Annotated in this window: 20 protein-coding genes; 8 read left to right on the top strand and 12 right to left on the bottom strand. The window is 71.8% G+C overall.

The annotated features are described in order from the left end of the window. Positions 1-56: 56 nt before the first annotated feature. A complete protein-coding gene (locus tag PKF00_RS05560) occupies positions 57-689 on the bottom strand; it encodes a response regulator (protein WP_271216240.1) in 633 nt (210 codons plus the stop codon). After that, positions 686-1,900: a GAF domain-containing sensor histidine kinase gene (locus tag PKF00_RS05555; RefSeq protein ID WP_271216239.1), complete on the bottom strand. Its 1,215-nt coding sequence runs from the start codon at positions 1,898-1,900 to the stop codon at positions 686-688. The genes PKF00_RS05560 and PKF00_RS05555 overlap by 4 nt, the downstream gene beginning before the upstream one ends. A 123-nt stretch (positions 1,901-2,023) precedes the next feature. Between PKF00_RS05555 and PKF00_RS05550 the strand changes: the two genes are divergently transcribed. The 6 genes from PKF00_RS05550 to PKF00_RS05525 all read left to right on the top strand — a co-directional run bounded on the left by PKF00_RS05550 (position 2,024) and on the right by PKF00_RS05525 (position 8,049). Continuing rightward, the gene (locus PKF00_RS05550; protein ID WP_271216238.1) at positions 2,024-2,689 is read left to right on the top strand and encodes an SDR family NAD(P)-dependent oxidoreductase; all 666 of its coding nucleotides are present in this window, start codon (positions 2,024-2,026) and stop codon (positions 2,687-2,689) included. Positions 2,690-2,768: 79 nt separating this feature from the next. Continuing rightward, a complete protein-coding gene (locus PKF00_RS05545; RefSeq protein ID WP_271216237.1) occupies positions 2,769-3,899 on the top strand; it encodes an S-adenosylmethionine:tRNA ribosyltransferase-isomerase in 1,131 nt (376 codons plus the stop codon). Between the two features lie 91 nt (positions 3,900-3,990). Beyond that, the gene (locus PKF00_RS05540) at positions 3,991-4,521 is read left to right on the top strand and encodes a hypothetical protein (protein WP_271216236.1); all 531 of its coding nucleotides are present in this window, start codon (positions 3,991-3,993) and stop codon (positions 4,519-4,521) included. A gap of 226 nt (positions 4,522-4,747) precedes the next feature. Beyond that, positions 4,748-5,305: a hypothetical protein gene (locus PKF00_RS05535; protein WP_271216235.1), complete on the top strand. Its 558-nt coding sequence runs from the start codon at positions 4,748-4,750 to the stop codon at positions 5,303-5,305. 236 nt (positions 5,306-5,541) lie between these two features. After that, positions 5,542-6,222, top strand: coding sequence for a response regulator transcription factor (locus PKF00_RS05530; RefSeq protein WP_271216234.1), 681 nt, complete (start codon positions 5,542-5,544; stop codon positions 6,220-6,222). A gap of 264 nt (positions 6,223-6,486) precedes the next feature. Beyond that, the gene (locus PKF00_RS05525) at positions 6,487-8,049 is read left to right on the top strand and encodes a CLIPPER-2 domain-containing protein (RefSeq protein WP_271216233.1); all 1,563 of its coding nucleotides are present in this window, start codon (positions 6,487-6,489) and stop codon (positions 8,047-8,049) included. Between the two features lie 185 nt (positions 8,050-8,234). Here the strand turns inward: PKF00_RS05525 and PKF00_RS05520 are convergent, their stop codons facing one another. The 5 genes from PKF00_RS05520 to PKF00_RS05500 form a co-directional block, all read right to left on the bottom strand. Next, on the bottom strand, positions 8,235-8,441 hold the full coding sequence (locus PKF00_RS05520) for a hypothetical protein (protein WP_271216232.1): 207 nt from the start codon (positions 8,439-8,441) through the stop codon (positions 8,235-8,237). A gap of 226 nt (positions 8,442-8,667) precedes the next feature. Further along, positions 8,668-9,261 (bottom strand): TIGR03086 family metal-binding protein, encoded by a 594-nt coding sequence (locus PKF00_RS05515; protein WP_271216231.1) that lies wholly within the window; start codon positions 9,259-9,261, stop codon positions 8,668-8,670. A gap of 462 nt (positions 9,262-9,723) precedes the next feature. Beyond that, positions 9,724-10,269: a hypothetical protein gene (locus tag PKF00_RS05510; RefSeq protein ID WP_271216230.1), complete on the bottom strand. Its 546-nt coding sequence runs from the start codon at positions 10,267-10,269 to the stop codon at positions 9,724-9,726. A 291-nt stretch (positions 10,270-10,560) separates the two neighbouring features. Further along, the gene (locus tag PKF00_RS05505) at positions 10,561-11,424 is read right to left on the bottom strand and encodes a lysophospholipid acyltransferase family protein (protein WP_271216229.1); all 864 of its coding nucleotides are present in this window, start codon (positions 11,422-11,424) and stop codon (positions 10,561-10,563) included. Beyond that, entirely contained in the window at positions 11,421-12,134 is a 714-nt protein-coding gene (locus PKF00_RS05500; protein WP_271216228.1) for a GNAT family N-acetyltransferase, read from the bottom strand. Before PKF00_RS05500 ends, PKF00_RS05505 begins: the two co-directional genes overlap by 4 nt. Positions 12,135-12,249: 115 nt before the next feature. Between PKF00_RS05500 and serB the strand changes: the two genes are divergently transcribed. After that, complete coding sequence (gene serB, locus PKF00_RS05495) at positions 12,250-13,473, top strand: phosphoserine phosphatase SerB (RefSeq protein WP_271216227.1); 1,224 nt, start codon at positions 12,250-12,252, stop codon at positions 13,471-13,473. Here the strand turns inward: serB and PKF00_RS05490 are convergent. From PKF00_RS05490 to PKF00_RS05470, 5 genes are all read right to left on the bottom strand, one after another. Next, the gene (locus PKF00_RS05490) at positions 13,454-15,541 is read right to left on the bottom strand and encodes an FUSC family protein (RefSeq protein WP_271216226.1); all 2,088 of its coding nucleotides are present in this window, start codon (positions 15,539-15,541) and stop codon (positions 13,454-13,456) included. The genes serB and PKF00_RS05490 overlap by 20 nt on opposite strands. A 55-nt stretch (positions 15,542-15,596) precedes the next feature. After that, complete coding sequence (locus tag PKF00_RS05485; protein WP_271216225.1) at positions 15,597-16,148, bottom strand: SixA phosphatase family protein; 552 nt, start codon at positions 16,146-16,148, stop codon at positions 15,597-15,599. A 272-nt stretch (positions 16,149-16,420) separates the two neighbouring features. Then, positions 16,421-18,754, bottom strand: coding sequence for a sodium-translocating pyrophosphatase (locus PKF00_RS05480; protein ID WP_271216224.1), 2,334 nt, complete (start codon positions 18,752-18,754; stop codon positions 16,421-16,423). 453 nt (positions 18,755-19,207) lie between these two features. After that, on the bottom strand, positions 19,208-19,654 hold the full coding sequence (locus PKF00_RS05475; protein WP_271216223.1) for an ATP-binding protein: 447 nt from the start codon (positions 19,652-19,654) through the stop codon (positions 19,208-19,210). A 2-nt stretch (positions 19,655-19,656) separates the two neighbouring features. Next, entirely contained in the window at positions 19,657-20,007 is a 351-nt protein-coding gene (locus tag PKF00_RS05470; protein ID WP_184711921.1) for an STAS domain-containing protein, read from the bottom strand. A 154-nt stretch (positions 20,008-20,161) separates the two neighbouring features. Here PKF00_RS05470 and PKF00_RS05465 point away from each other — a divergent pair, with 154 nt between their 5' ends. Further along, the gene (locus PKF00_RS05465) at positions 20,162-22,504 is read left to right on the top strand and encodes a DEAD/DEAH box helicase (protein ID WP_271216222.1); all 2,343 of its coding nucleotides are present in this window, start codon (positions 20,162-20,164) and stop codon (positions 22,502-22,504) included. Positions 22,505-22,513: the final 9 nt, after the last annotated feature.

Raw genomic sequence — 22,513 nt, 5'->3', positions numbered from 1 at the left:
CGCCGCCAACCGACCTTCATGCCCGAGCCCGCGACGCCGCCAGGCGTCGCGAACGATCACGCCAGGCCGTGCCGCACCGCGTAGAGGGCGGCCTGGGTCCTGTCCTGCACCCCCAGTTTCATCAGCACGTTGGAGACGTGGGTCTTCACGGTCTTCTCCGCCACGGAGAGCTCACGGGCGATCTCGCGGTTGGACCGGCCCGAGGCGATCAGCGTGAGCACCTCGCGTTCCCGCTCGGTGAGCGGCGTCACGTGCCCGGTCGCCTCCGGTGCGGGGGCGGGCCCCGACAGCATGGCCTCGGCGGCCTCGGCGGCCAGCAGCACCTGGCCGCCGTGGACCGCGCGGATGGCCTGGACGAGCGCGGCGGGCTCGACGTCCTTGTAGAGGAACCCGGCCGCGCCCGCCCGCATGGCGGGGGCGACGTCCTGCCGGTCGCCGATCGAGGTCAGCACCAGCACGCGGGGCGAGAGCCCCCGCTCCCTGAGCCTGAGCAGCGTGCCGTGCCCGTCGAGGACGGGCATCTTCAGGTCCAGCAGCAGGACGTCGGGGCCGAGGGACTCCGTCAGCGCGACGGCCTCGGCGCCGTCCGCCGCCTCCCCCACGACGTCGAGGTCGTCCTGCAGGTCCAGGAAGGTCCGCAGCCCCTGCCTGACCACCGGGTGGTCGTCGACGATGAGCACCCGGATCACGTGGGCACCTCCATCCGCACCAGCGTCCCGCGGCCCGGGTCCGACCTGACGTGCACGCTTCCTCCCAGGGCGTGTGCCCTGTCCTCCATCGACGCGATGCCGAGGCCCCTGCCGGTCGCGGCGACCACGTCGAACCCCGCCCCGTCGTCACGCACCTCCAGGACCACCCTGCCGCCCTCGCAGCCGAGCCGTACGCCGACGGCGCGCGCCCCCGAGTGCCGGGAGGCGTTGTGCAGCGCCTCCTGGGCCACCCGCAGGACGGCGACCTCGGTCGCCGGTTCGAGCTCGCACACCGGGGTCTCCTCGAACGTGAACGACGCCGGGTGCAGCCGGTCCAGCAGGCGGACGTGCTTGCGGAGGGTCTCGGCCAGGCCGTGCCGGTCGAGCTCGGCGGGGCGGAGCTCCACGATCACCGCGCGCAGCTCGGCCAGCGCCTCTCCGGCCAGCCTCTCGACCCGCTGGAGCTCCAGCAGCGCCCTGTCCGGGTCGCGGGGCACCAGCGAGGAGGCGGCCTGTGCGGTGAGCCGGAGCGAGAACAGCTTCTGGGTCACCGCGTCGTGCAGTTCCCTGGCCATCCGGGTGCGTTCCTCGACCAGCGCCAGCTCCCGGCCGCGCTCGTAGAGACGGGCGTTGGTGAGGGCGATCGCGGCGTGGGCGGCGAACATCGTGAGCAGGCTCTGGTCGGCTTCGGTGAAACCACCGGGCGAGCGCTTGTTGGACAGGAAGATGATGCCGAGCACCTGGTCGCCGTCACGGATCGGCACCCCGAGGAAGTCCTTGAGCACCGGGTGGGCCCTCGGCCAGTACTCGAACCGGTGGTCCTTGCGGATGTCGGGCAGCCGGACGGGCGCGCCCTCACGCAGCATCGCGCCGAGCATGCCGTGCTGGCGGGGCATCGGCCCGATCGCGTCCCACTCCTCCTCCGAGATGCCCTCCGCGACGAACTCGGCGAACGCCCCCTCGTCGTCGGGCACGCCGAGCGCCGCGTAGCGGGCGTCCAGCAGCCGCCGTGCCGAGCGCACGATGACCTGGAGCACCTCACGGACCGACAGGTGCCTGGTCACCGCGAGGACGGCGGAGCTGACCGCGTGCAGGACGGCGTCCCGGTCGTCCTCCGGCGAGGCGGCGTCCCGGTCGTCGGCCCGTACGGCGGCGTCCCGGTCGCCACCGTGTGGGACGGCGCGCGTCGCGTCGTCCCTGTCATCTCTCACGAGACGACTCTAGGCGTCCGCCGCGGACGGCCGCGTTACGCCATCGGTCCTAGGTCCATCAGCCCCGCTGGGGACGGCCCCGCGGCCGATGCGCGCCGGACGCCCCCTGCCTAGCGTCGAGGCATGACGAAGACCGCACTCATCACCGGCGCCTCCCGCGGACTCGGCCTGGCGCTGGCCCGTTCCCTGGCGGCCGACGGCTGGCGGCTGATCCTGACCGCGCGGGGCGCGGACACGCTCGGGCCCGTCGCGGACGAGCTCGGCGCCCTCGCGCTCCCGGGGGACGTCGCCGACCCGGCCCACAGGGAACGGCTGGCGCGGGCCGTACAGGATCGGGGTGGGCTGGACCTGCTCGTCAACAACGCCTCGGGGCTGGGCGCCGTTCCGCTTCCTAAGCTCGCCGACTACCCGCTCGACGCGTTGGAGGAGCTGTTCAGGGCCAACGTGCTGGCTCCCCTCGCGCTGGTCCAGGCGGCGCTGCCCTGGCTCAGGGAACGGCGGGGCGCGATCGTCAACGTCTCCTCGGACGCGGCGGTCGAGGCCTACGAGGGCTGGGGCGGCTACGGGGCGACGAAGGCCGCGCTGGAGCAGCTGTCCAACGTGCTGGCCGTCGAGGAGCCGTCGGTCGCGGTCTGGTGGGTCGATCCGGGAGAGATGAACACGGCCATGCTCGCCGCGGCGATCGGCGCGCAGGAGGCGGCGGCGGCCCCGGCGCCGGAGACGGTCGTCCCCACGCTGCGACGGCTGATCGACCGGCGACCGGCGAGCGGGCGGATCACGCGCCCGTGAACGGGCGGACCGGCGGGCGCGACCGCGGGCGAACCGATCCGGCCGCCCGCGGCCCCGAGGACCAGAAGGAGGAGGAGCCGTGAGCGCACCGGTGACGGACGCCATGACCGCGAACTTCGTGCTCCCGCACGAACTGGAGGCGCACGAGCCACCGGAGGCACGGGGGCTGGCTCGTGACGGGGTGAGGCTCCTGGTCTCGCGCGGCGACACCGGGAAGACAGGCCACCACAGCTTCGCCGACCTGCCGGACCTGCTCCGTCCCGGTGACCTGCTGGTGGTCAACGACTCCGCGACCCTGCCCGCCGCGGTCCGGCTCGACCGGCTCGCGGTGCACTTCTCGACCGAACGCGAGGACGGCGCCTGGCTGGTCGAGCTGCGCCGCCGCGGCGCGCCCCGCGGACGGGAGACGCGGGTCCCCGACGCCCGCGCGGAGGCCGGCGCGGGAGGCGGAGACGGAGACAAGGCGGGGAGCGAAGCGGGCGCGGGAGGCGAGGCGGCGGGCGAGCCGTACAGGGGAGGCGCGCCCGGGGAGTGGCTGCCGCTGCCGGGCGGGGCCACGCTGCGGCTGCTGGAACGGGAGACGCCGCGGCTGTGGCGGGCCAGGCTGGACCGCGACGTCCCCGACTACCTGCACCGGTACGGCGTGCCGATCCGTTACTCCTACGTGGACAGGGACTGGCCGCTCTCGCACTACCAGACCGTGTTCGGGGTACGGCCGGGCAGCGCGGAGATGCCCAGCGCCGGACGGCCGTTCACCCCCGAACTGGTGACCCGGCTCGTGACACGCGGAATCGGCGTCGTGCCGATCACCCTGCACACCGGGGTGGCCTCCCCGGAGCGGGACGAGCCGCCCTACCCTGAGCGGTTCGAGGTGCCGGAGGCGACGGCGCGCCAGGTCGGGTTCACGCGCGAGTCGGGGGGACGGGTGATCGCGGTCGGCACGACCGTGGTGCGGGCGCTGGAGACGGCCGCCCTCACCGGCGGAGGGGTCGGGGCCGCCCGGGGCTGGACCTCGCACATCGTCACCCCCTCGACCGGGGTGAAAGCGGTGAACGGCCTGATCACCGGGCTGCACGAGCCCCGCTCCAGCCACCTGCTGATGCTTTCCGCGATCGCCGGGACCGACCTGCTGTCACGGTCGTACGCCGAGGCCCTCAAGGGGGGCTATCTCTGGCACGAGTTCGGCGACCTCCACCTGATCGTCGGATGACCCAGTCAGTCACAAGGAGTTTCCAAGTGGACCACCGCATGCTGATGTCAGCAAATAACGGGGGAACACGGAATTTCGACTGGAGTAAGAAATGCGCCGGCACCTGACCGCCTTCGCCGCCATCGCCATGGCGGGAGGCCTGCTGTTCGTCCCGCAGAGCGCGAGCGCCGCGGCGGCGCCGCAGACCGCGGCCCTCGCCACTCCCCCGCTCTCGCCGCTGAAGCTGACCGCCTACTATCCGCGCAAGGCGTGGGCGGGTGACACGATCGTCTACACGCTCAAGAGCAGGAACGTCGGCGACTGGCCGACCGACATCGCCTACGTGGGGGGCTACGTTCCCAAGCAGGCCCGCAAGGTCCAGATCATCGGTCCTTCCGGCGCCTACTGCGAGGTGGACGGGCGTGAGGTCGGCTGCCTGCTCGACACCCTGAAGCCCGGCAGGACCGCCACCGTCAAGGTGAAGGTGTGGCTCAGGGGCAGCGCGAGGGGCACCGCGACCGCCGAGTTCGCCACGGCGTCGATCGACGTCCCCGCCGGCGGGATCGACACCCTGGACATCCACGGCATCGACACGGGCGTCGACCTGAAGTACGTCAAGGTCAGGACCCGGATCCTGCGCTAGCGGGCGTCGCCCTCCCCAGACCCGGAGCGCCCGGAGACGGCCCGTACGAGATGTGCCTGCAGGTGCGGGACCTTGGCTCATCCCGTGCGGCGACCGCGCCGGGCGCTCCGTTAAATAGCCCTAAATAGGAAAAAAATTTACTTTCCCAGTGCTCTGTGATAAAACGCTGCGGACTTTTACGGGGACTGCCGCAGCGTCCTCGTTCCCCTCAACTGGGAGACGTTTAATGCGCCACCCGATCTCCAAGATCGCCGCCCTTGCCCTGGTCGCACCGCTCGCGGGCACCATGCTGCTCGCCACACCGGCCTCGGCGGCTCCCACGAAGGCGCCGGCGGGTGTCGTCAAGAAGGCCGACGACCCCTACTCCTCCTTCGACATCAAGATCCTGGCCCCGAAGAAGGTCAGGGCCGGAGGAAAGATTACTTACCGCATCAAGGCCACGAACAAGGGCCCGTACCTCGCCGACTCCTTCTGGACCGGCGGCGTGCTGCCCAAGGGGGCGACCCTGTCGAGGGTCTACGCCCCCAAGGGCACCGAGTGCGGCAACTACGAGGACGGCTTCTGGTGCATCACGCCGAACGCCCTCGAAATCGGTGACTCCGACAGCATCGACATCGTCGTGAAGCTCAGCAGGAAGGCCCGTGGCACCGCCACCGCCCTCCTCGGCGTCGACACGGTCGACCTCCCGCAGGGCGCCGAGACCCTCAACCGCGACGAGTTCGAGCGCATGGGCATCAAGCACTGGTACTTCGTGAAGAAGGTCAAGACCAAGATCGTTCGCTAGGTTCCTTCCACGGGTCCTCGCCACGGCGGGGACCCGCCGGCGCTCGGAAGCTCCCGTCCTGCCCACAGGACGGGAGCTTCTCGTGTTCCGGCCTCCTCCGGCGGGACGCCTCCCGTGAGAGAGGCGGGGCCGCGGGCCCGAAGCGGCGCGAGCGGATGTGCGGACAGCCCCATGTACGGCGGGTCCGTCCGCCGGGCAGGATTTCCCCATGACCGTTTTCCGACACCGCACGGCCCATGGCTGAGCTCAGGGTCGTCCTGGCCGAGGACCACTACCTGGTGCGCGAGGGCACCCGCAGGCTCCTGGAGGCCTCGGGCGAGATCGGCGTGGTCGCCGCCGTGGGCACCGCGGACGAACTGCTGGACGCCGCCAGGCGACTGCGTCCCGACGTGGTGGTGACCGACATCCGGATGCCCGGCTCGGCCGACCTGGTGCGCGCGGGCATGGAGGGCATCGACGCCGCGCACCGGATCAGGTCGGCCTCGCGGGACATCGGCGTGGTCGTGCTCTCCCAGTTCGCCGACGCGCTGTTCGCGCTGGACCTGTTCAGAGACGGCACGGAGGGCCGGGCGTACCTGCTCAAGGACAGGGTCGGCGACATCGACGAGCTGCTCGGCGCGATCCGCTCCGTGGCGGTCGGCGGATCGGTGATCGACCCCAAGGTGGTCGAGGGCCTGCTGGCCAGGCGCGGAGTCAGGGACAGCCCGCCCCCCGCCGAGCTGACCCCTCGCGAGCTGGACGTGCTCAGGGAGATGGCGCACGGCCTTTCGAACGGGGGCATCGCCCGTACCCTGCACCTGTCGATCTCCGCGATCGAGAAGCACGTGAACTCGATCTTCATGAAGCTGGCGCTGGAGAACAGCCCGGACACCCACCGCAGGGTCGCAGCCGTCATCGCCTACCTCGGGCCGCGGTGACGCCCGCCCGCGGCGTCCGCCGCGACGGACGCCGTCACCGCGGATGACGTACTGCGACGCCGCCCTGGCCTGTTTCCGGTCCTGATCTTCCCTTCGGCACGTCCGCGCGGGCCGGCGCCGGTCAATGTCCCGCCAAGCGTTGGAACGAGCGCTCGTGTCGCGCGCTCCCCGCCGGGCCGTCAGGCCACCCTTCCCTCCAGCACCGGCGCCGGTCTCCCCGGCCCGGTGGACGAAGGCATCACGCCGTCACAGGAGAGGAAGTCGATGATGAGGCACATCCGACGGATGTGTTATCCGGTCGCCGCGCTGGCGGTGCTGACCGGACCGCTGACCTCGTTCAGCACCTCCCACGCCGACGCCGCCGGGACCGACCCGGTCAGGACGGTCCGGCGCGCCGCGCCGGACCCGGCCTCGTGCCCGCAGCGGGTCGCGCTGGTCAACGGCGGTTTCGAACAGCCGGCCGTCACCGGCGGCGCGGTCGGCTTCTTTCCCGACGCCTCGCAGAACGGTGTGCCGGGCTGGGTGACGACCGCGACCGACCACCAGATCGAGCTCTGGACCGGCCCGCCGAACCCGACCAACGCCGCGCCCGCGGAGGGCAGGCAGTTCGCCGAGCTGAACGCCAACCAGGTCTCGACCCTCTACCAGGACCACCCGACCACCCCGGGGGCGACGCTGTACTGGCGTCTGTCGCACCGCGGCCGTCTGGGCGTCGACACGATGGCCCTGGACATCGGCGCGCCGGGCTCGCCGGTCAGGCAGCGAACGGTGTCCGACGACGCCACGGGCTGGGGCGCCTACACCGGCACCTACACCGTGCCCGCGGGCCAGACGACCACCAGGTTCGCCTTCACCTCCCTGTCCGCCGCCGGGGGCAACCGCGGCATCGGCAACTTCCTCGACGACGTCTTCTTCGGCACCGCGCCCTGCGTCGTCGTCACCAAGACCGCGATCCCCGACGGACCCGCCGACGTCGGGGACGTGATCACCTACCGGCTGACCGCCAGGAACGACGGCGGCGCGCCCGCGGAGAACGTACGGCTCACCGACGCCGTCCCCGCCGGGACGTCCTACCTGCCCGGCTCGCTGCGCGTCGTGGACGGCCCGAACACCGGCGTCAAGACCGACCAGCCCGGTGACGACCAGGGGACCTTCGATCCCGTGGCGAACCAGGTCTCCTTCTCCCTCGGCGCCGGCGCGACCGGTTCGGCGAACGGCAGGCTGCCCAGCACCGCCGACCTGCCCGACGGCACCACGGTCGAGTTCCGGGTGAGGGTCGGCCGGGCCGCGGCGGGCGGGCGGATCGTCAACCAGGGCGGCGTGAGCTACGACAACCGTCTCGGCGCGACCCCCGAACCCCTGAGGTCGACCTCGGGCGAGATCGTCACCAGGGTCAACCCCGCCGTCGACCTCAGCGTGGTCAAGTCCGCCGACCTGACCAGGGTGACCGTCGGCCAGACCGTCACCTACCGCCTCTCGGTCCGCAACGCGGGCCCCAACGACGCGACCGGCGTCGCCGTCGCGGACGCGCTGCCGCAGGGGCTGACCTTCGTCTCGGCGACGCCCTCGTCCGGCGCCTACGACCCGGCCACCGGGAAATGGACGGTCGGCGGGCTGCCCAGGGGCGGCGCGGCCACGCTCACGATCCACGCCAAGGCCACGGCCCCGGGCAAGGAGACCAACACCGCGACCGTCGGCGGCAACGAGCTGGACCTCGACCCGGCCAACGACTCCGACGCCGTCGAGGTCTGCGTCGAGCCCCCGCCGCCGTGCCGGAACTGCGCCTCGCCCCGGTGCACGACCTGCGCTCCGGACCCCGGGCGGTGATCACGGCCACGGGGCGAAGCGGAACACGCCCCCGGCCGGACGGAGAACCGAGGCGGGGTCCTAAGGGCGGAGCGGGCGCGCAGAAAGCGCGTCGGCGCGGCCGGAGGCGTCGGTCACGGACCGCGAGTAGGCCCTGAGGGCGGGCCGGTCACGGGCTGTGGGTCGAAGGACACGCTCATCCCGCCTCAGTCGTGAGTCACGTCCTTGACGTCGTACTCACCGCCCGTGGCCAGGAGGCCGTCGAAGTCGCCGTCGGCCGCGGACAGAGCGCCGCGGCCGTTGACGTCGGAACCCGCCGGAGTCGACCTGGCCGTCCCCGTGATGACCGGAACGGCCAGGGCCGCCGCCAGGGCGAGCCATGCCACCGACCGTGTGATCGTCTTTGTGTTCATGCCCCCGTACTGTGCACGTGATCACTTGGAGATCACTTGAAAGGGGCGGGATCACCCGCTCCTCTCTCGTCGAGGCCCGTTGAGGGCTGTTGAGACCTGGGGGCGTCTCTGTCCGGGGCGGGTCCCCGAGGACGTCCCCGCCCTCTCGGGAACGCGCGCCCAGAGGTCATGCCCGTCCCGCGACGCCGGCCGCCCGGCTCGCCCTCCGGCGGGACGGAACTCGCGCTCAGGCCGTCCAGCCGGGGTCGCGGCCGAGGTAGCGCAGCAGCGCGGCGACCTCGTCGCCCGACTCGGACTCCAGCGCGGCCGCGTAGGCGCCGTACGCCCGCAGCGGCTCGACGATGCCGGTCGCGACCGGCGTCAGCGCCCGGGCGAGCTCCACGGTGAGCGGCGAGGGCTGCCCCGTGGCCACCGCGATGTCCCAGGCGTGCACCGCCGCGTCGAGCGCGGCGGCGCCTGCGCCGAGCCATCCCGGCATGCGCCCCTGAGGAAGGGGGGTCGGCGCGTCCTGGACGTCCTCGCCGACGGTCTTCCAGGCCGCGGCGGCCGCCCGTATGGCCTCCTCGACGAAGACGGAGGGAACCTCCTCCAGGTGACCCGAGGGCGAGAAGGGGTCCTCCGTCGGCCCGCCCTCGCCGGTGATCGCGGCGGCATAGGCGCGCTGGTCGCCCGCGGCGTGCTGCAGGACCTGGGTGACGTCCCACTTCGAGCAGGGAGTGGGACGGCCCCAGTCTCCGGCCGCGACACCCGCGATCACGGTGCGCAGCGCGCTGTGGGCGTTGTCCAGCACATCCCAGCCGGAAACGGTGTCGATGCTCATCGGGCGTGGTTCCTTCCGACACGGGGGGCCGCTCACCTCGGCGGCGGGCGGTTCGTTCTGTGTCCAGAATAGCAGAACGGAATGCTTTGTTCCACTAAATGGCGGAGCGGAACCCCTGTGAGCACATCTCTCCGCATCCGTCCGCCGACCTCGGAAGAACCTCCGTGAGCACCCGCCTCCGCCTCCGCCCGTACACCCTCGCCACCCGCGCACGGCCCACCCCGCGCACCCTCACCACCGCGCATGGCCCACCCCGCGCACTCTCACCGCCCCGCACGGCCCACCCCGCGCACTCACGCCTCACGCGACAGGTCAGGCGCGCGAACGACGCCGGAGCACGTAGACGGCGCCGAGATCCGGCGATCACCCCCACTCGCGGCGCCGTTCGCACGTCCCGCGGAGACCTCGGCCGCGATCAGCCCGCGACGGACGCGCGCGACGGACGAGGACCCTCCGCGAACGTCATGGACAGGTGCTGCCCGCCCGCAGGGAGTAACGGTCGACCTTCAGATGCCAGTTCTGGAGCTCGAACCTGGTGCCCTGGGAGGTTCTGACCAGGACCTTGGCGGTGAGGTCACGCCGGCCGCCCTGGTAGGCGAAGCAGGCGGTGCGGGTGGTGGAGTGGGTCTCCCACTCGCCGCCCTCCTTGGCGGTGTCGAACCGGTAGTTGTCGCTGCGCGGATGGGCCTGCTGCCCCCCGACCTGGATGTCCACGCTGCACACACCGTTGTCGGACGGGTCCGAGCAGTGGGTCTCGGCGTTGAAGGTGACCACGACCACCGCGCTGCCGCGCACGCCGTTGTCGGGAATGGAGGCGCCGGGCAGCTCGACCCACTGGTTGGAGTTGGTGCCCCACCGGTCGGCGCCCCAGGTCGCGCTGGTGCGAGGAATTCCCGAGGTGGAGATCGGCGGCCCGGCCGCGTAGGCGGGAAGGGCCAGCGCGACCGTCGTGGACAGCGCGGCGGCCATCACGCCGGCCCGGCGCAGGGAACGTGCGGATGCGAACATGAGTCCTTCGCTTTCCCGGCAGACGGAGCCTCCCCCGGGCGACCCCGACCACCGGAGCGCGTCGCCCGATCGCCCCGCCCACCGACAGACACCTGGAGTGATCGACTCGTTGCTTTACGTAACAGCACGAGTGTCACTTCTTTCCCTGCCGTCTCACAGTCCCCAACCGGTCAGGGTGCCGTTACCCCCGGGTTCGCCTGCCGCCTGGCCCTCGGGACATGACGGACGGAGTACGGCGAACCGGAAGCCGCAGGCCAGAGAACGTCCGGCCTCCGCCGTCCCGGGCCACGTTCAGGCGGCCACCCTGGCCCCGTGCGAGGTCGGGGCGATCACCACCGAGGCGATGGAGGACTCCGCCGCCCACGCCAGGGACCTGCGGTCACGGGCCTGCACCGGCGGCAGCAGCGTCACCTCGACGGTCAGCCGCCGGAGCCCGGCGACCCTGCGGACCGAGGCGGCCAGCGTGTCGCCGCCGACGTAGGCCGCGCCGGTGGCCGGAGCGCCGCCGGGTCCCAGATACCTCACCGCCACCGGCCTGACCGGGGCTCCCGCGTCCAGCGCCGCCTGGAACACCGCGCGCCGGAAGGCGCCCATCTCCCGGCCGCACCACGTGACGCCCTCGGGGAAGGCCGCGACCGGCTCTCCGTCGCCGAGCGCCCTGGCCACCCCGGCGACCACCTCGGGCAGCGTGGACAACCGGTCCCTGTCGATGAGCAGCGCCCCCGCCCCCTCCGCCAGTTCGCCGACCAGCGGCCGGTCCCCGCTCCCGCGCCCGGCCAGCAGGCGGCAGGGCATGACGGCCGCCATGACGAGCGGATCAAGCCACGACACGTGGTTGGACACGATCAACGGGGCCGTCCTGGAGACGGGGAGGACCCGGAGCCCCGCGGCCGAACCGGCCAGGAACGCGAAGCCGGGCCGCACCTCGATCCGGACGCCGAGGGCCCACAGCGCCGTCCGGGACCATCCGCTGGTCAGCCGGATCCGCGTGGCCGTACGGAGTCCGCGGGCGCCGAGGGCGAGCAGCGCCCCGACGAGGAGGAGCAGCGTGATCGCCACGAGCCGCAGGGCCTTGAGCGGCGGGGCGACCGTGGGACCCGCGGGCGTGAGGCAGGTGGCGGGCTCGCACGGCCCCGCGGGAAGCCACGGAGTCATGCCGGGGCTCCCAGGAAGTGCCGCAGGTGACGAGGAGTGACGTTGGCCATCGAGAGCAGCACGAAGAAGTCGGCCGTGCCGAGGTCGGGGTCGTGGGCGGGCGGCCCGCAGACCCACGCGCCCAGCCGGGTGTAGCCCCGCAGCGTGGCGGGGATCGCACCCCGTCCGGCGCCCCGGCCGCCACGCCACGGACGGCGCGGGGTGACCCGGTACTCCGGCGGGGAGAGCGGCAGCCGCTCCATGATCCCGACGGCCTCCGCGGCCGGAACCGTGCAGCATCCCGCGAGCCACCGGTGACCTCCGGCGACCATGTAGCGCGCGATGGCCGCCCACATCAGCCCGATCACCGCGCCGCGCCGGTGCTCGGCGTGCACGCACGCCCTGGCGGCCTCGACCAGGTCCGTCCTGATCCCGGCCAGCGCGGTGAGGTCGAACGCGGAGTCCGCGTGGAGGCGGTCGGCCCTGCGCGGGGAGAGCAGCCGGTAGGTGCCGACGACCTCGCCCGTTTCGCCGTGCCGTACCAGGAGGTGGTCGCAGTAGGCGTCGAGCGGGTCGACGTCGAGACCGGTTATGGGGGTGTCCAGCCGAGCGCCCATCTCCTCGGCGAACACCCTGTGACGCAGGCGCTGGGCCTCCCGCATGTCGGCGGCGGTACTGGCCAGCCCGACGATGTAGCGAGCGACCCGCTGCTCCGCGGGAGTGGTCGTCATGCACATATGAAGGCAGGCTCAGGTGACACCGAGCGGGAGGGCGCCGCGAACTTCAGGCGTCCGGATGATGAACCGCATTCACGATCGTTTCTGGGGCCAAGTAGCTTAGATACCGATGAACCAGCGCACGCTTCTGATCACGTTGTCCGGCCCGGACCGCCCGGGGGTCACCTCCCGGCTCTTCGCCGTCCTGGCCGGCTTCCCCATAGTCGTCGCCGACGTCGAGCAGGTCGTCATCCGCGGCAGGCTCACCCTGGGCGTCCTCGTCGCCTACTCCGGCGACACCCCGACCGGGACCGGCGGCACCCTCGGCGCCCTCTGGACCGCCGTCGAGCGGACCGCGGGAGATCTGGGCCTCGAGGTGGAACTGTCCACCGGCTCCGACCTCCACGAGAAGCGGCGGCGCGGACGGCTGCACGTCACCGTCCTCGGAGCGCCCCTGCAGCCCGCCGCGATGGCGGGCATCGCGGGGCGGATCGCGGCGGCGGGCGCCAACATCGACCGGATCGAGCGACTGTCCAACTATCCGGTGACCTGCATCGAGCTCGCCGTCTCCGGCGCGGACCCGGACACGCTCCGTGCCGAGCTGGCCACCGAGGCGTACACCCAGCAGGTCGACGTGGCCGTGCAGCGCAGCGGCCTGCACCGCAGGGCCAAGCGGCTGATCGTGATGGACGTCGACTCCACCCTCATCCAGGCCGAGGTGATTGAGCTCCTGGCCGCGCACGCGGGCTGCCTGGAGGAGGTCGCCCGGGTCACCGAGGAGGCGATGCGCGGCGAGCTCGACTTCGCCGAGTCGCTGCGCCGCCGCGTGGCCCTGCTCGAGGGCCTGCCTGAGGAGACGTTCGAGAAGGTCCGCAAGGAGCTGGTGCTCACTCCGGGAGCCCGCACGCTGGTGCGCACGCTCAAGCGGCTCGACTACCGCTTCGCGATCGTCAGCGGCGGGTTCACGCAGCTCACCGACGCCCTCGTCGAGGAGCTCGGGATCGACTACTCCGCGGCCAACACCCTGGAGGTGGTCGACGGCGTGCTGACGGGACGAGTCGTCGGCGAGATCGTCGACCGTCCCGGCAAGGCGCGGGCGCTCGAGCGCTTCGCGCGGGAGGCCGGCATCCCGATCAGCCAGACCGTGGCCATCGGCGACGGCGCCAACGACCTGGACATGATCGCCGCGGCGGGCCTGGGCATCGCGTTCAACGCCAAGCCCGTGGTCCGCAAGGCCGCCGACACCGCGGTCAACGTGCCCTACCTCGACTCGATCCTCTACCTGCTCGGCATCCCGCGTGCCGAGGTCGAGGCCGCCGACGCCGAAGACGGCGTCACCGTCGTGGAGCGGTGAGGGAGGCCAGCTCGAGCGCCTCGGCGCTCAGCCCCTTCAGGGCCGGTTGCGCGGCGGCGGCGTGCATGATCCCCCGCCGCACGCCGGTCATCCGGTCCGCGGCCCCCTCGGCCACCTCGTCCAGCCTCCGCGCCGTCAGCAGGTCCACGTGCGCGCCGAGCCGGTCGAGCACGCGGTCCAGATCGTCGGCCCGCGCCTCGGGCCGTCCCGTCCTGATCGCCTCCGCGACGTTCTCAAGGCGGTCGGCGACCATGTCGAGGACCGTCGCCGTCGGCCCGGACTCCTCGACGGGAGCCGGTACGGCCAGCAGCGCCAGCGCGTTGTCCCGCAACCGCCTGGCCGCCGTCACCGCCTCCCTGAGCCGTCGCGGCGCGCTGCCGCCCGGTTCCTTGTCCAGCCGGTTCAGGGAGTCGGTGAGCCTGTCCGCCGCGTCGGCCGCGGCGGAGAGCACGGCGCTCACCTCCTCGGGGTCCCGCTCGACCAGCGACCGCGCCAGCGCCGCGTGCCGTTCGAGCGTGTCCACGATCCTGCCGGTCAGCCGCGCCCTGTGCCCCCTGGGCCACAGCGTCCTGGTGAAGAGCAGCGCCAGCGTCCCGCCCGCGATCGTGAGGGCCACCCTGGCCGCCGCCGCGCCCCAGTCGAGCGGCAGGGTGAAGTCGGAGAGCATCAGTGACAGCGGCGTGGAGAAGATCGTCCAGTAGCCGTAGCTCGCGCCCCTGAGCGCGAACCCCAGCACCGCGCAGATCCCGATGAACACGATCAGGTACAGGTGACCGGGGGCGATCGCGAGCACGACCGCCGCCCCCGCCGCGCCGACCGCCGTGCCGAGCACCCGCAGCGTCACCCGGTCCACCGTGTCGCGGTAGGCGGGACGGAGGCTGACCAGCACGGTCACCACGAACCACTTGGCGTAGTGCTCGTGGGCCAGCAGCATCAGCGCCATGGCCAGGGTCACCGCCAGGCCGAGCCGTACGGGGTGGTAGCCGGTCGAGAACACCGGCTTGCGCAGCCTGCCGAACCTCGGCAGCCGCGGCCCGACCTCGACCGCCTCCGCCGCCTGCTGCGACACCGACCGCACCGCCATCCCGATCCGGTCGAGGCAGCGGCGGATCTGTCCGAGCAGCACGGCCGCGGGCAGCGGCGCCTCACCCGCGTGCGCCGCCCTGCGAACCCGCTCCACCCGGTCGGCGAATCGTCCGATGGCGTCGACGGCCTCGGGCACCGCGGCCGAGCCGCCGAGCGCGACCGCCTCCCGCAGCGCGGCGGCCAGCGCCTCGACCGCCTCGTCCAGCTCCCCGGTCCACTCCTCGCCAAGATCCCCCTGTACGGCCGCCGCCCGCAACACCCGCAGTGCGATGGTCTCCCTGAAGATCCGGTCCAGTGTGGCCAGCAACCGCTCCAGGGCCCGGTCGTCCTCCTGCGAGACCCGGTAGAGGGAGAACGACCTGGCCGCGTCGTCCACGGCGGTGACGGCACACCGCCGCAGCGACTCCCAGCTCTCGTCCGAGAGCGGGGCACGGCCCGCGGCGGGCAGCAGGTCGGCCAGCGCCGTGCCCGCCTCCTCGAAGGCGGTGCGCAGCGGCCGAAGACGGCGCACCGGCCAGAGCACCACGAGCAGCGCCGTGATCAGCAGGCCGCCCGCCGCGGTGATCGCCATGTGGGTGATCAGGGCGGCCCCGGAGGGGGCGAAGTAGGTCAGGGTCACGGCGAGCACGGCGGGAACGCTGATCACCGGCCAGTAGGCCCCCGCGGCCGCGACCAGGCCGATCGCGAAGACCGCGAGCCAGGGCCAGGGCTGGAGCAGCTGGCCCAGACCTGTCCCGAGCGTGGCCATGAGCGTGGTGACGAGTAGCTTGCGTGCCCGCTCGCCGTACGGCAGGCCCGGCGCGTCGCCGAAGACGGTGAGATAGCCTCCCAGCGCCGCCGCGACGCCCTCGCGGACATGACCGCCGACGACCCCGGCCAGCAGCGGCAGGCAGACGCCCAGCGCGCACAGCAGGCCGTACCCCCAGGCGGGACGGCCCGCGACCGCGAAGTCGCCGCGCAGCGTCCCGGCGACTCTTCGCATGCCACCCCCACTTGTCGGACCGCGGGGGGTGCGGGGCGTCACCGCCCGCGGGCGTTCAGTGCTCCTTCGGGCTCCAGCGCACGACGCCTCGTCCGGCGTCCAGCTCGGCCCATTCGGCGTCGGTCTCGATGACCGCGAAGGCGCCGGGAGGGAAGCCGGGGTCGCCCTCCCTCGTGGTGAGGTCCTGGACCAGTTCGTGGACGCCGGGGTTGTGGCCCACCAGGATCAGCGTGCGCACCTCGGGATCGCTGCGCCTGACGAGCGTGAGCAGCTCGTCGGGGTAGGCCTCGTAGATGGCGGGCTCGAAGGTGATGTCCGCGCCGGGCAGGGCCAGCTCGGCTGTCTGCCGCGTGCGGATCGACGGGGAACAGAGCACCAGGTCGGGCCGGAGGTCCAGGCCGGTGAGCGTCTCGCCGATCCGGCGGGCGTCGCGGCGGCCGCGCTCGGTGAGGGGGCGTTCCCGGTCGGCGAGCCCCGGAGTGTGTGCCGCCTTCGCGTGCCTGAGGACGATCAGCGTGCGCGTCGTCACCCTGCCTCCGTCACCCGCCCTGTCACCCGCCCTGTCGCTCACTTCGCCGCCCGCCTCGCCGTCCACCTGATCGTTCACCTCGGCGTTCACCTCGCCGCCCACATCGAGACCCCCACGATCACCGCGAACACCACGGCCATCGCCAGCAGGATGAGTATGAGCGTTCTGCCTCCGGAGGGCTGCTGTTCCATACGGATCAGTTTCCCACCGGGAGGCCCCGGACACGCGAAAGGGGTGCGCGGCCACGTGCACCCCTCGCGTCGTGCCTTCCTCGACCGGCCCCGGCTTCCCGGACGGCCGGGCGCCGGTCTCCCGCCTCCCCTGACGGCGGCGGGAGACCGGCTCTCCTCTCAGCTGGAGACCGGCTCCCGCTGACGGTCGACGTGGTTCTCCTCGGTCGGGGAGATGCTCGCCGAACGGCGCTTGGAGACCACGACGGCGCCGACGACGATGACCACCGCGATCGCGGTGACACCGATCCGCAGCGCCACGTTGTCGGCGTAGGCCACGACGGCGGGCGCGATCAGCAGCGCCACCAGGTTCATCACCTTGAGAAGCGGGTTGATCGCCGGTCCCGCGGTGTCCTTGAACGGGTCGCCCACCGTGTCGCCGATGATCGTGGCCTCGTGGGCCTGCGAGCCCTTGCCTCCGTGGTGGCCGTCCTCGACCAGCTTCTTCGCGTTGTCCCACGCGCCGCCGGAGTTGGCGAGGAACACCGCCATGAGCGTGCCGCAGGCGATGGCGCCCGCCAGGAACGCGCCGAGCGGGGCGTAGCCCAGGGCGAAGCCGACGGCGATCGGGGTGAGCACGGCCAGCAGGCCCGGCGTCGCCAGTTCCCGCAGCGAGTCACGGGTGCAGATGTCCACGACCCTGCCGTAGTCGGGCAGCTCGGTGCCCGCCATGATCCCCGGCTTGGTGCGGAACTGCTCCCGGACCTCGAAGACCACCCGTCCCGCCGCGCGGCCGACCGCCAGGATGGCCAGCCCGGAGAACATGAACACGACCGCCGCGCCGATGACCAGTCCGACGAGCACGTTCGGGGAGTCGACGCTCAGGCTGAAGGAGCTGAAGGAGCCCAGCACGTCCTTCACACCCTGGCTCGCGTTGCCCAGCTGGGTCTCGATCGCCGTCCTGAACGCGCCGAACAGGGCCGTCGCGGCGAGCACCGCCGTGGCGATCGCGATGCCCTTGGTGATGGCCTTCGTGGTGTTGCCGACGGCGTCCAGCGACGTGAGCGCCCTGGCGCCCTCGCCCTCGACGTCACCGGACATCTCGGCGATGCCCTGGGCGTTGTCCGAGACAGGGCCGAAGGTGTCCATCGACACGATCACGCCGACCGTGGTCAGCAGACCGGTGCCCGCCAGGGCCACCGCGAACAGGGCGATGGTGACGTTGCCGAAGCCGAGCAGGAACGCCCCGTAGACGGCCGCGCCGATGACCAGCGCCGAGTAGACCGCCGACTCCAGACCGACGCTGATGCCGGACAGGATGACGGTCGCGGGGCCGGTGCGGGCGCTCTCGCCGATGTCCTTCACCGGACGACGGTTGGTCTCGGTGAAGTAGCCGGTGAGAATCTGGATGGCGCTGGCCAGCACCAGGCCGATGAGCACCGCGCCGATCGCGATGAGCCGGGGGTCGGTGGTGACCGCGGCGATCTCCGCGCTCACGCCGGTCAGCTTGGAGAAGCTGTCGGGCAGGTAGACGTAGGCCGCGACGGCGACGAGGACGGCCGAGATCGCCGCCGAGATGAAGAAGCCCCGGTTGATCGCCGCCATCCCGTTGCGGTCGCCCTTGCGGGGGGCGGTGGTGAAGATGCCGATGATGGCGGTGAGCACACCGATCATGGGAACGACCAGCGGGAAGACCAGGCCCTCCGTGCCGAAGGCGACCTTGCCCAGGATCAGGCTGGCCACCAGCATCACCGCGTAGGACTCGAACAGGTCGGCCGCCATGCCGGCGCAGTCGCCCACGTTGTCGCCCACGTTGTCGGCGATGGTCGCGGCGTTGCGCGGGTCGTCCTCCGGGATGCCCTGCTCGACCTTGCCGACCAGGTCGGCCCCGACGTCCGCGGCCTTGGTGAAGATGCCGCCGCCGACCCGCATGAACATCGCGAGCAGCGCGGCGCCGAAGCCGAAGCCCTCCAGCACCGCCGGAGCCTCGCCGCCGTAGCTGATCACCACGATGGCGGCGCCGAGCAGGCCGAGACCGACGGTGATCATGCCGGCCACGCCACCGGTGCGGAAGGCGATCCGCATCGCGACCTTCTCGCCCGACTCACGGGCGGCGGCGGCGACGCGGACGTTCCCCCGGACCGCGAGCCACATGCCGACGAAGCCGGTGAGCGCGGAGAACACCGCGCCGACCACGAAGAAGGCGGAGCGGCCGACGGCCACACCGGTCGACTCCGCGGGGAGCAGGTAGAGCAGGAAAGGAATAAGGATCACGAACACCGCGAGTGTCCTGAACTGCCGCGTCAAATACGCGGAAGCCCCTTGCTGTACGGCTCGCGCGATGCTCTGCATACGCTCGGTGCCTTGGCTGGCGGCGAGAACCTCTCGCACCAGCACTGCTGCGACGGCGAGTGCGATCAGGGCCACGACGGCCACCGCGATCACGATGTTGAAGTGGGAACCGCTCAGGGATACCGCTGGCTCTTCGGCAGCGGCGAGATCGAGCACAGACATCCGACTCTCCTCGGCAAGACGGGATCACGTCCTGCCCGGACTGCGCTGCGGTAGACGATAGGAAGGTGGAGCGGCGCACGTCCGGGGTGGTTGGCAGTGCCGCTTCCGGTTGCGTCCGCAGACCTCCGACGGAACCCGGCCCGCCTGCGAGCCGCTTCCGAAGGACAAACCTTGGCCGGTGCCGGGGAGTCTACGCAGCCAACTCGCCGATATGAAGCCTCTGCGCGTGGCCAATTAATGACGCGGGCAGTAATCCTTCTCGACTCTTCCGGTTAAAGGTTGCCCGAACCGGCGGACGAGGTGCCTTCACCAGGCCTTCCTCTCATTTCAGTCCTCACATATCAAAATTATGTTTGACCGAAACCAGGCCCCCACAAACGGACAGCCGGGCGCGTCCCGTCGGACGCGCCCGGCTGCCGGGTCTTACCGCTGTCAGATCAAGATGTACTGCTGTCAGGCCGGAGACAGGCCGTTGGTCGCCGCAGGCCAGCTCATGCGGATGCGCATGCCCTTCTGGCTCGGATAGACCTGGACGTCGTCGGCCAGTCCCACGATGACCGCGATGCCGAAGCCGGACATCAGGGCGTCGGGAAGCTGCACGAGCGGGTCGTCGAATCGCAGCAGCGCGCGATCCTGCTCCAGCTCGTCGCTCGGGGCCGAGTCGGTGACGGTCACCTCGAACCGCCCCAGGTCATCACGGAGCTCGATGCGGATCGGCTCCCCCGGACAGTGGAGGCGGTGCGCCTCGACGGCCCGGGAGCACGCCTCACCGACTGCGAGCCGTACCTCGTCCAGCAGTGACTCCTCCACCCCGGTGCGCCTGGCGATCGCCGTGGCGACCAGGCGTGCCGTGCGCACGTGGGCGGGAAGGGCGCTGAACGTCAGCTCGACGGTAGCCATGATTACTTGTCTGAGCCGTGAGCTTCCTTGGCCTCCTCGACCGAGGCGTAGATTCCGAAGACCTTGGTCAACCCGGTGATCCGGAAGATCTTCAGAATGCGCTCCTGGGTGCAGACCAACTCCAGTGAGCCGTCGTGCGCCCGAACTCGCTTGAGCCCGCCGACCAGGACACCAAGGCCCGTTGAGTCAAGGAAGTCGACCTTCTCCATGTTGACGAGGAGGTGGAAGTTCCCCTTGTTGACCAGGTCGATCAGGAGCTCACGCAATCTGGGCGCGGTGTAGACATCGATCTCACCCTCGACCTCAACGATGGTGAGACGGTCCTCGGAATGGTGGTCCAACTTCAGATCCACAGATCCTCCAGCGCCTTGCCTGCGAAAGTACCGATTCAGGCGTGACTCCTGGGACCGGGTGGCCCCCAGACGACAAGCCCCGACGCGCGGCATTCAACCATGCGTACGCTCAGTGTCTATACGAAATCACGATTCCCGGCGACTCTGCCCACAGATGCCAGACTGGAAACCAGTGACTCCGCCCACATCCTCCTCCCTCCGAGCGGGTTCCGCACTCGGCAACCTGCTCGGCGTTTCCGCGCGCCGTGAGCGCGTGACCCACGTTGAGCACGTTCCCGCACGTCAGGCGGGTGAGACCCGATGGCCGGACTGGGTCGAGGAGCGCCTGGTTACGCGCTGGGCGAACCGAGGGATTCCAGGACTGTGGCCGCACCAGGCCGAGGCCGCTGAACTGGTACATCGTGGTCAAAACGTGATCATCGCCACAGGAACCGCCTCGGGGAAGTCGCTCTCCTACCTCGTCCCGGCCGTCTCCTCCGTGCTGGACGGCCGCACGATCCTCTACCTGACGCCGACGAAGGCGCTGGCCGCCGACCAGCTCCGCGCGCTGGAGGAGCTGGACGTCCCCGAACTGCGCGCGGCCACCTTCGACGGCGACACCTCCTTCGAGGAGCGGGCCTGGGTCCGCAAGCACGCCAACTACGTCCTGACGAACCCGGACATGCTCCACCGCACGATGCTCCCCCGTCACGCCCAGTGGTCGGCCTTCTGGCGGCGGCTGGCGATGGTCGTGGTGGACGAGTGCCACGGCTACCGGGGCGTGTTCGGCTCCCACGTCGCCCAGATCCTGCGCCGCCTGCGCCGGATCTGCGCGCGGTACGGCTCAAACCCGGTGTTCCTGCTCTCCTCTGCGACGGCCAGCGAGCCCGGGACCTTCGCGACGCGCCTGACGGGCCTCCAGATGGCCGAGGTGACCACGGACGCCTCTCCCCGGGGCGCGACCACCTTCGCCCTGTGGGAGCCGCCCCTGACCGATCTGCGCGGCGAGGGCGGCGCGCCCCTGCGCCGTCCCGCCGCCGCCGAGAGCGCCGACCTCCTCGCGGACCTGGTCGCCGCCGACGTCCGCACCCTCGCCTTCGTCCGCTCCCGCAGGGCCGCCGAGTCGGTCGCCCTGACCGCCAGGGCCAGGCTTCAGGACCTCGTCATCGGCTCCGACGCGCCCGTGGACCTGCCGGACAGGGTCGCGGCCTACCGGGCCGGATACCTCGCCGAGGACCGCCGGGGGCTGGAGAGGGCCTTCCGCTCCGGAGGCCTCCTCGGGCTGGCGACCACGAACGCGCTGGAGCTCGGCGTCGACGTGTCCGGGCTGGACGCCGTGCTCATCGCCGGATGGCCGGGGACGAGGGCGTCGCTGTGGCAGCAGGCGGGCAGGGCGGGACGCGCGGGGCAGGACGCCCTGGCCGTGCTGATCGCCAGGGACGACCCGCTGGACACCTACCTCGTCCACCACCCCGAGGCGCTCTTCGGCCGCCCGGTCGAGGCGATCGTGCTCGACCCGGCCAACCCCTACGTGCTGGGCCCCCACCTGTGCGCCGCCGCCGCCGAGATCCCGCTGACCCACGACGATCTGGAGATCTTCGGGCAGAGCGCGAAGGAGGTGCTCGCGGGCCTCGTCGCGGACGGCCTGCTCAGGGAGCGCGCGACGGGCTGGTTCTGGACCAGCAGGGAAAGGGCCACCGACCTCGCCGACATCCGGGGAGCGGGCGGCCCCCCGGTCCAGGTCGTCGAGATGTCCACGGGACGGCTGCTGGGCACCGTGGACGAGCCCTCCGCGCACACCAGCGTGCACACCGGCGCCGTCTACGTGCACCAGGGGGAGACGTTCCTGGTCGCCGAGCTGGACCTGGAGGCGGGCGTCGCCCTCGTCGAGGCCGGCGCCCCCGACTACACGACCTTCGCCAGGGACGTCACCGACATCTCGGTCCTGGAGTCCCTCCACTCGCACCCACTCGGCCGGGGAGAGCTCCACTTCGGCTCCGTCGAGGTGACCCGCCAGGTCGTCTCCTACATCAGACGCCGCGCCCAGAGCAGCGAACTCATGGGCGACGAGCCGCTCGACCTTCCTCCGCGCACCCTGCGCACCCGCGCGGTCTGGTGGACCCTGCCCGCCTCGGCGACCGCCCCCCTGGCCCAGGACGGCCTGGACCTCGGAGGAGCCGCGCACGCGGCCGAACACGCCTCCATCGGCCTGCTGCCGCTCTTCGCGACCTGCGACCGCTGGGACATCGGCGGCGTCTCCACCGAGCTCCACCCCGACACCGGGCTGCTCACCGTCTTCGTCTACGACGGCCACGAGGGCGGCGCGGGCTTCGCCGAACGCGGCTACGCCCGCGCCCTCGACTGGCTCACGGCCACCAGGGAGGCCATCGCCTCCTGCGAGTGCGAGCGCGGCTGCCCGTCCTGCATCCAGTCCCCCAAGTGCGGCAACGGCAACGAACCCCTCGACAAGACCGGGGCCCTGCGCCTCCTGGCCGTCCTGCTCTCCGATTCCCCCTGACATGAGACC

The organism is Streptosporangium carneum, from assembly GCF_027922005.1.
GTDB classification, from domain to species: domain Bacteria; phylum Actinomycetota; class Actinomycetes; order Streptosporangiales; family Streptosporangiaceae; genus Streptosporangium; species Streptosporangium carneum.
This window is presented reverse-complemented; position numbering and strand designations above follow the sequence as displayed.

What these genes read in the sequence shown, in the direction of transcription:
- PKF00_RS05550 (WP_271216238.1), top strand. Translation starts at nt 2,024, where the DNA reads ATGACGAAGACCGCACTCATCACCGGCGCCTCCCGCGGACTCGGCCTG.
- PKF00_RS05540 (WP_271216236.1), top strand. Translation starts at nt 3,991, where the DNA reads ATGCGCCGGCACCTGACCGCCTTCGCCGCCATCGCCATGGCGGGAGGC.
- PKF00_RS05535 (WP_271216235.1), top strand. Translation starts at nt 4,748, where the DNA reads ATGCGCCACCCGATCTCCAAGATCGCCGCCCTTGCCCTGGTCGCACCG.
- PKF00_RS05530 (WP_271216234.1), top strand. Translation starts at nt 5,542, where the DNA reads ATGGCTGAGCTCAGGGTCGTCCTGGCCGAGGACCACTACCTGGTGCGC.
- PKF00_RS05525 (WP_271216233.1), top strand. Translation starts at nt 6,487, where the DNA reads ATGATGAGGCACATCCGACGGATGTGTTATCCGGTCGCCGCGCTGGCG.
- PKF00_RS05520 (WP_271216232.1), bottom strand. Translation starts at nt 8,441, where the DNA reads ATGAACACAAAGACGATCACACGGTCGGTGGCATGGCTCGCCCTGGCG.
- PKF00_RS05515 (WP_271216231.1), bottom strand. Translation starts at nt 9,261, where the DNA reads ATGAGCATCGACACCGTTTCCGGCTGGGATGTGCTGGACAACGCCCAC.
- PKF00_RS05510 (WP_271216230.1), bottom strand. Translation starts at nt 10,269, where the DNA reads ATGTTCGCATCCGCACGTTCCCTGCGCCGGGCCGGCGTGATGGCCGCC.
- PKF00_RS05505 (WP_271216229.1), bottom strand. Translation starts at nt 11,424, where the DNA reads ATGACTCCGTGGCTTCCCGCGGGGCCGTGCGAGCCCGCCACCTGCCTC.
- PKF00_RS05500 (WP_271216228.1), bottom strand. Translation starts at nt 12,134, where the DNA reads ATGACGACCACTCCCGCGGAGCAGCGGGTCGCTCGCTACATCGTCGGG.
- serB (WP_271216227.1), top strand. Translation starts at nt 12,250, where the DNA reads ATGAACCAGCGCACGCTTCTGATCACGTTGTCCGGCCCGGACCGCCCG.
- PKF00_RS05490 (WP_271216226.1), bottom strand. Translation starts at nt 15,541, where the DNA reads ATGCGAAGAGTCGCCGGGACGCTGCGCGGCGACTTCGCGGTCGCGGGC.
- PKF00_RS05480 (WP_271216224.1), bottom strand. Translation starts at nt 18,754, where the DNA reads ATGTCTGTGCTCGATCTCGCCGCTGCCGAAGAGCCAGCGGTATCCCTG.
- PKF00_RS05475 (WP_271216223.1), bottom strand. Translation starts at nt 19,654, where the DNA reads ATGGCTACCGTCGAGCTGACGTTCAGCGCCCTTCCCGCCCACGTGCGC.
- PKF00_RS05465 (WP_271216222.1), top strand. Translation starts at nt 20,162, where the DNA reads ATGCCAGACTGGAAACCAGTGACTCCGCCCACATCCTCCTCCCTCCGA.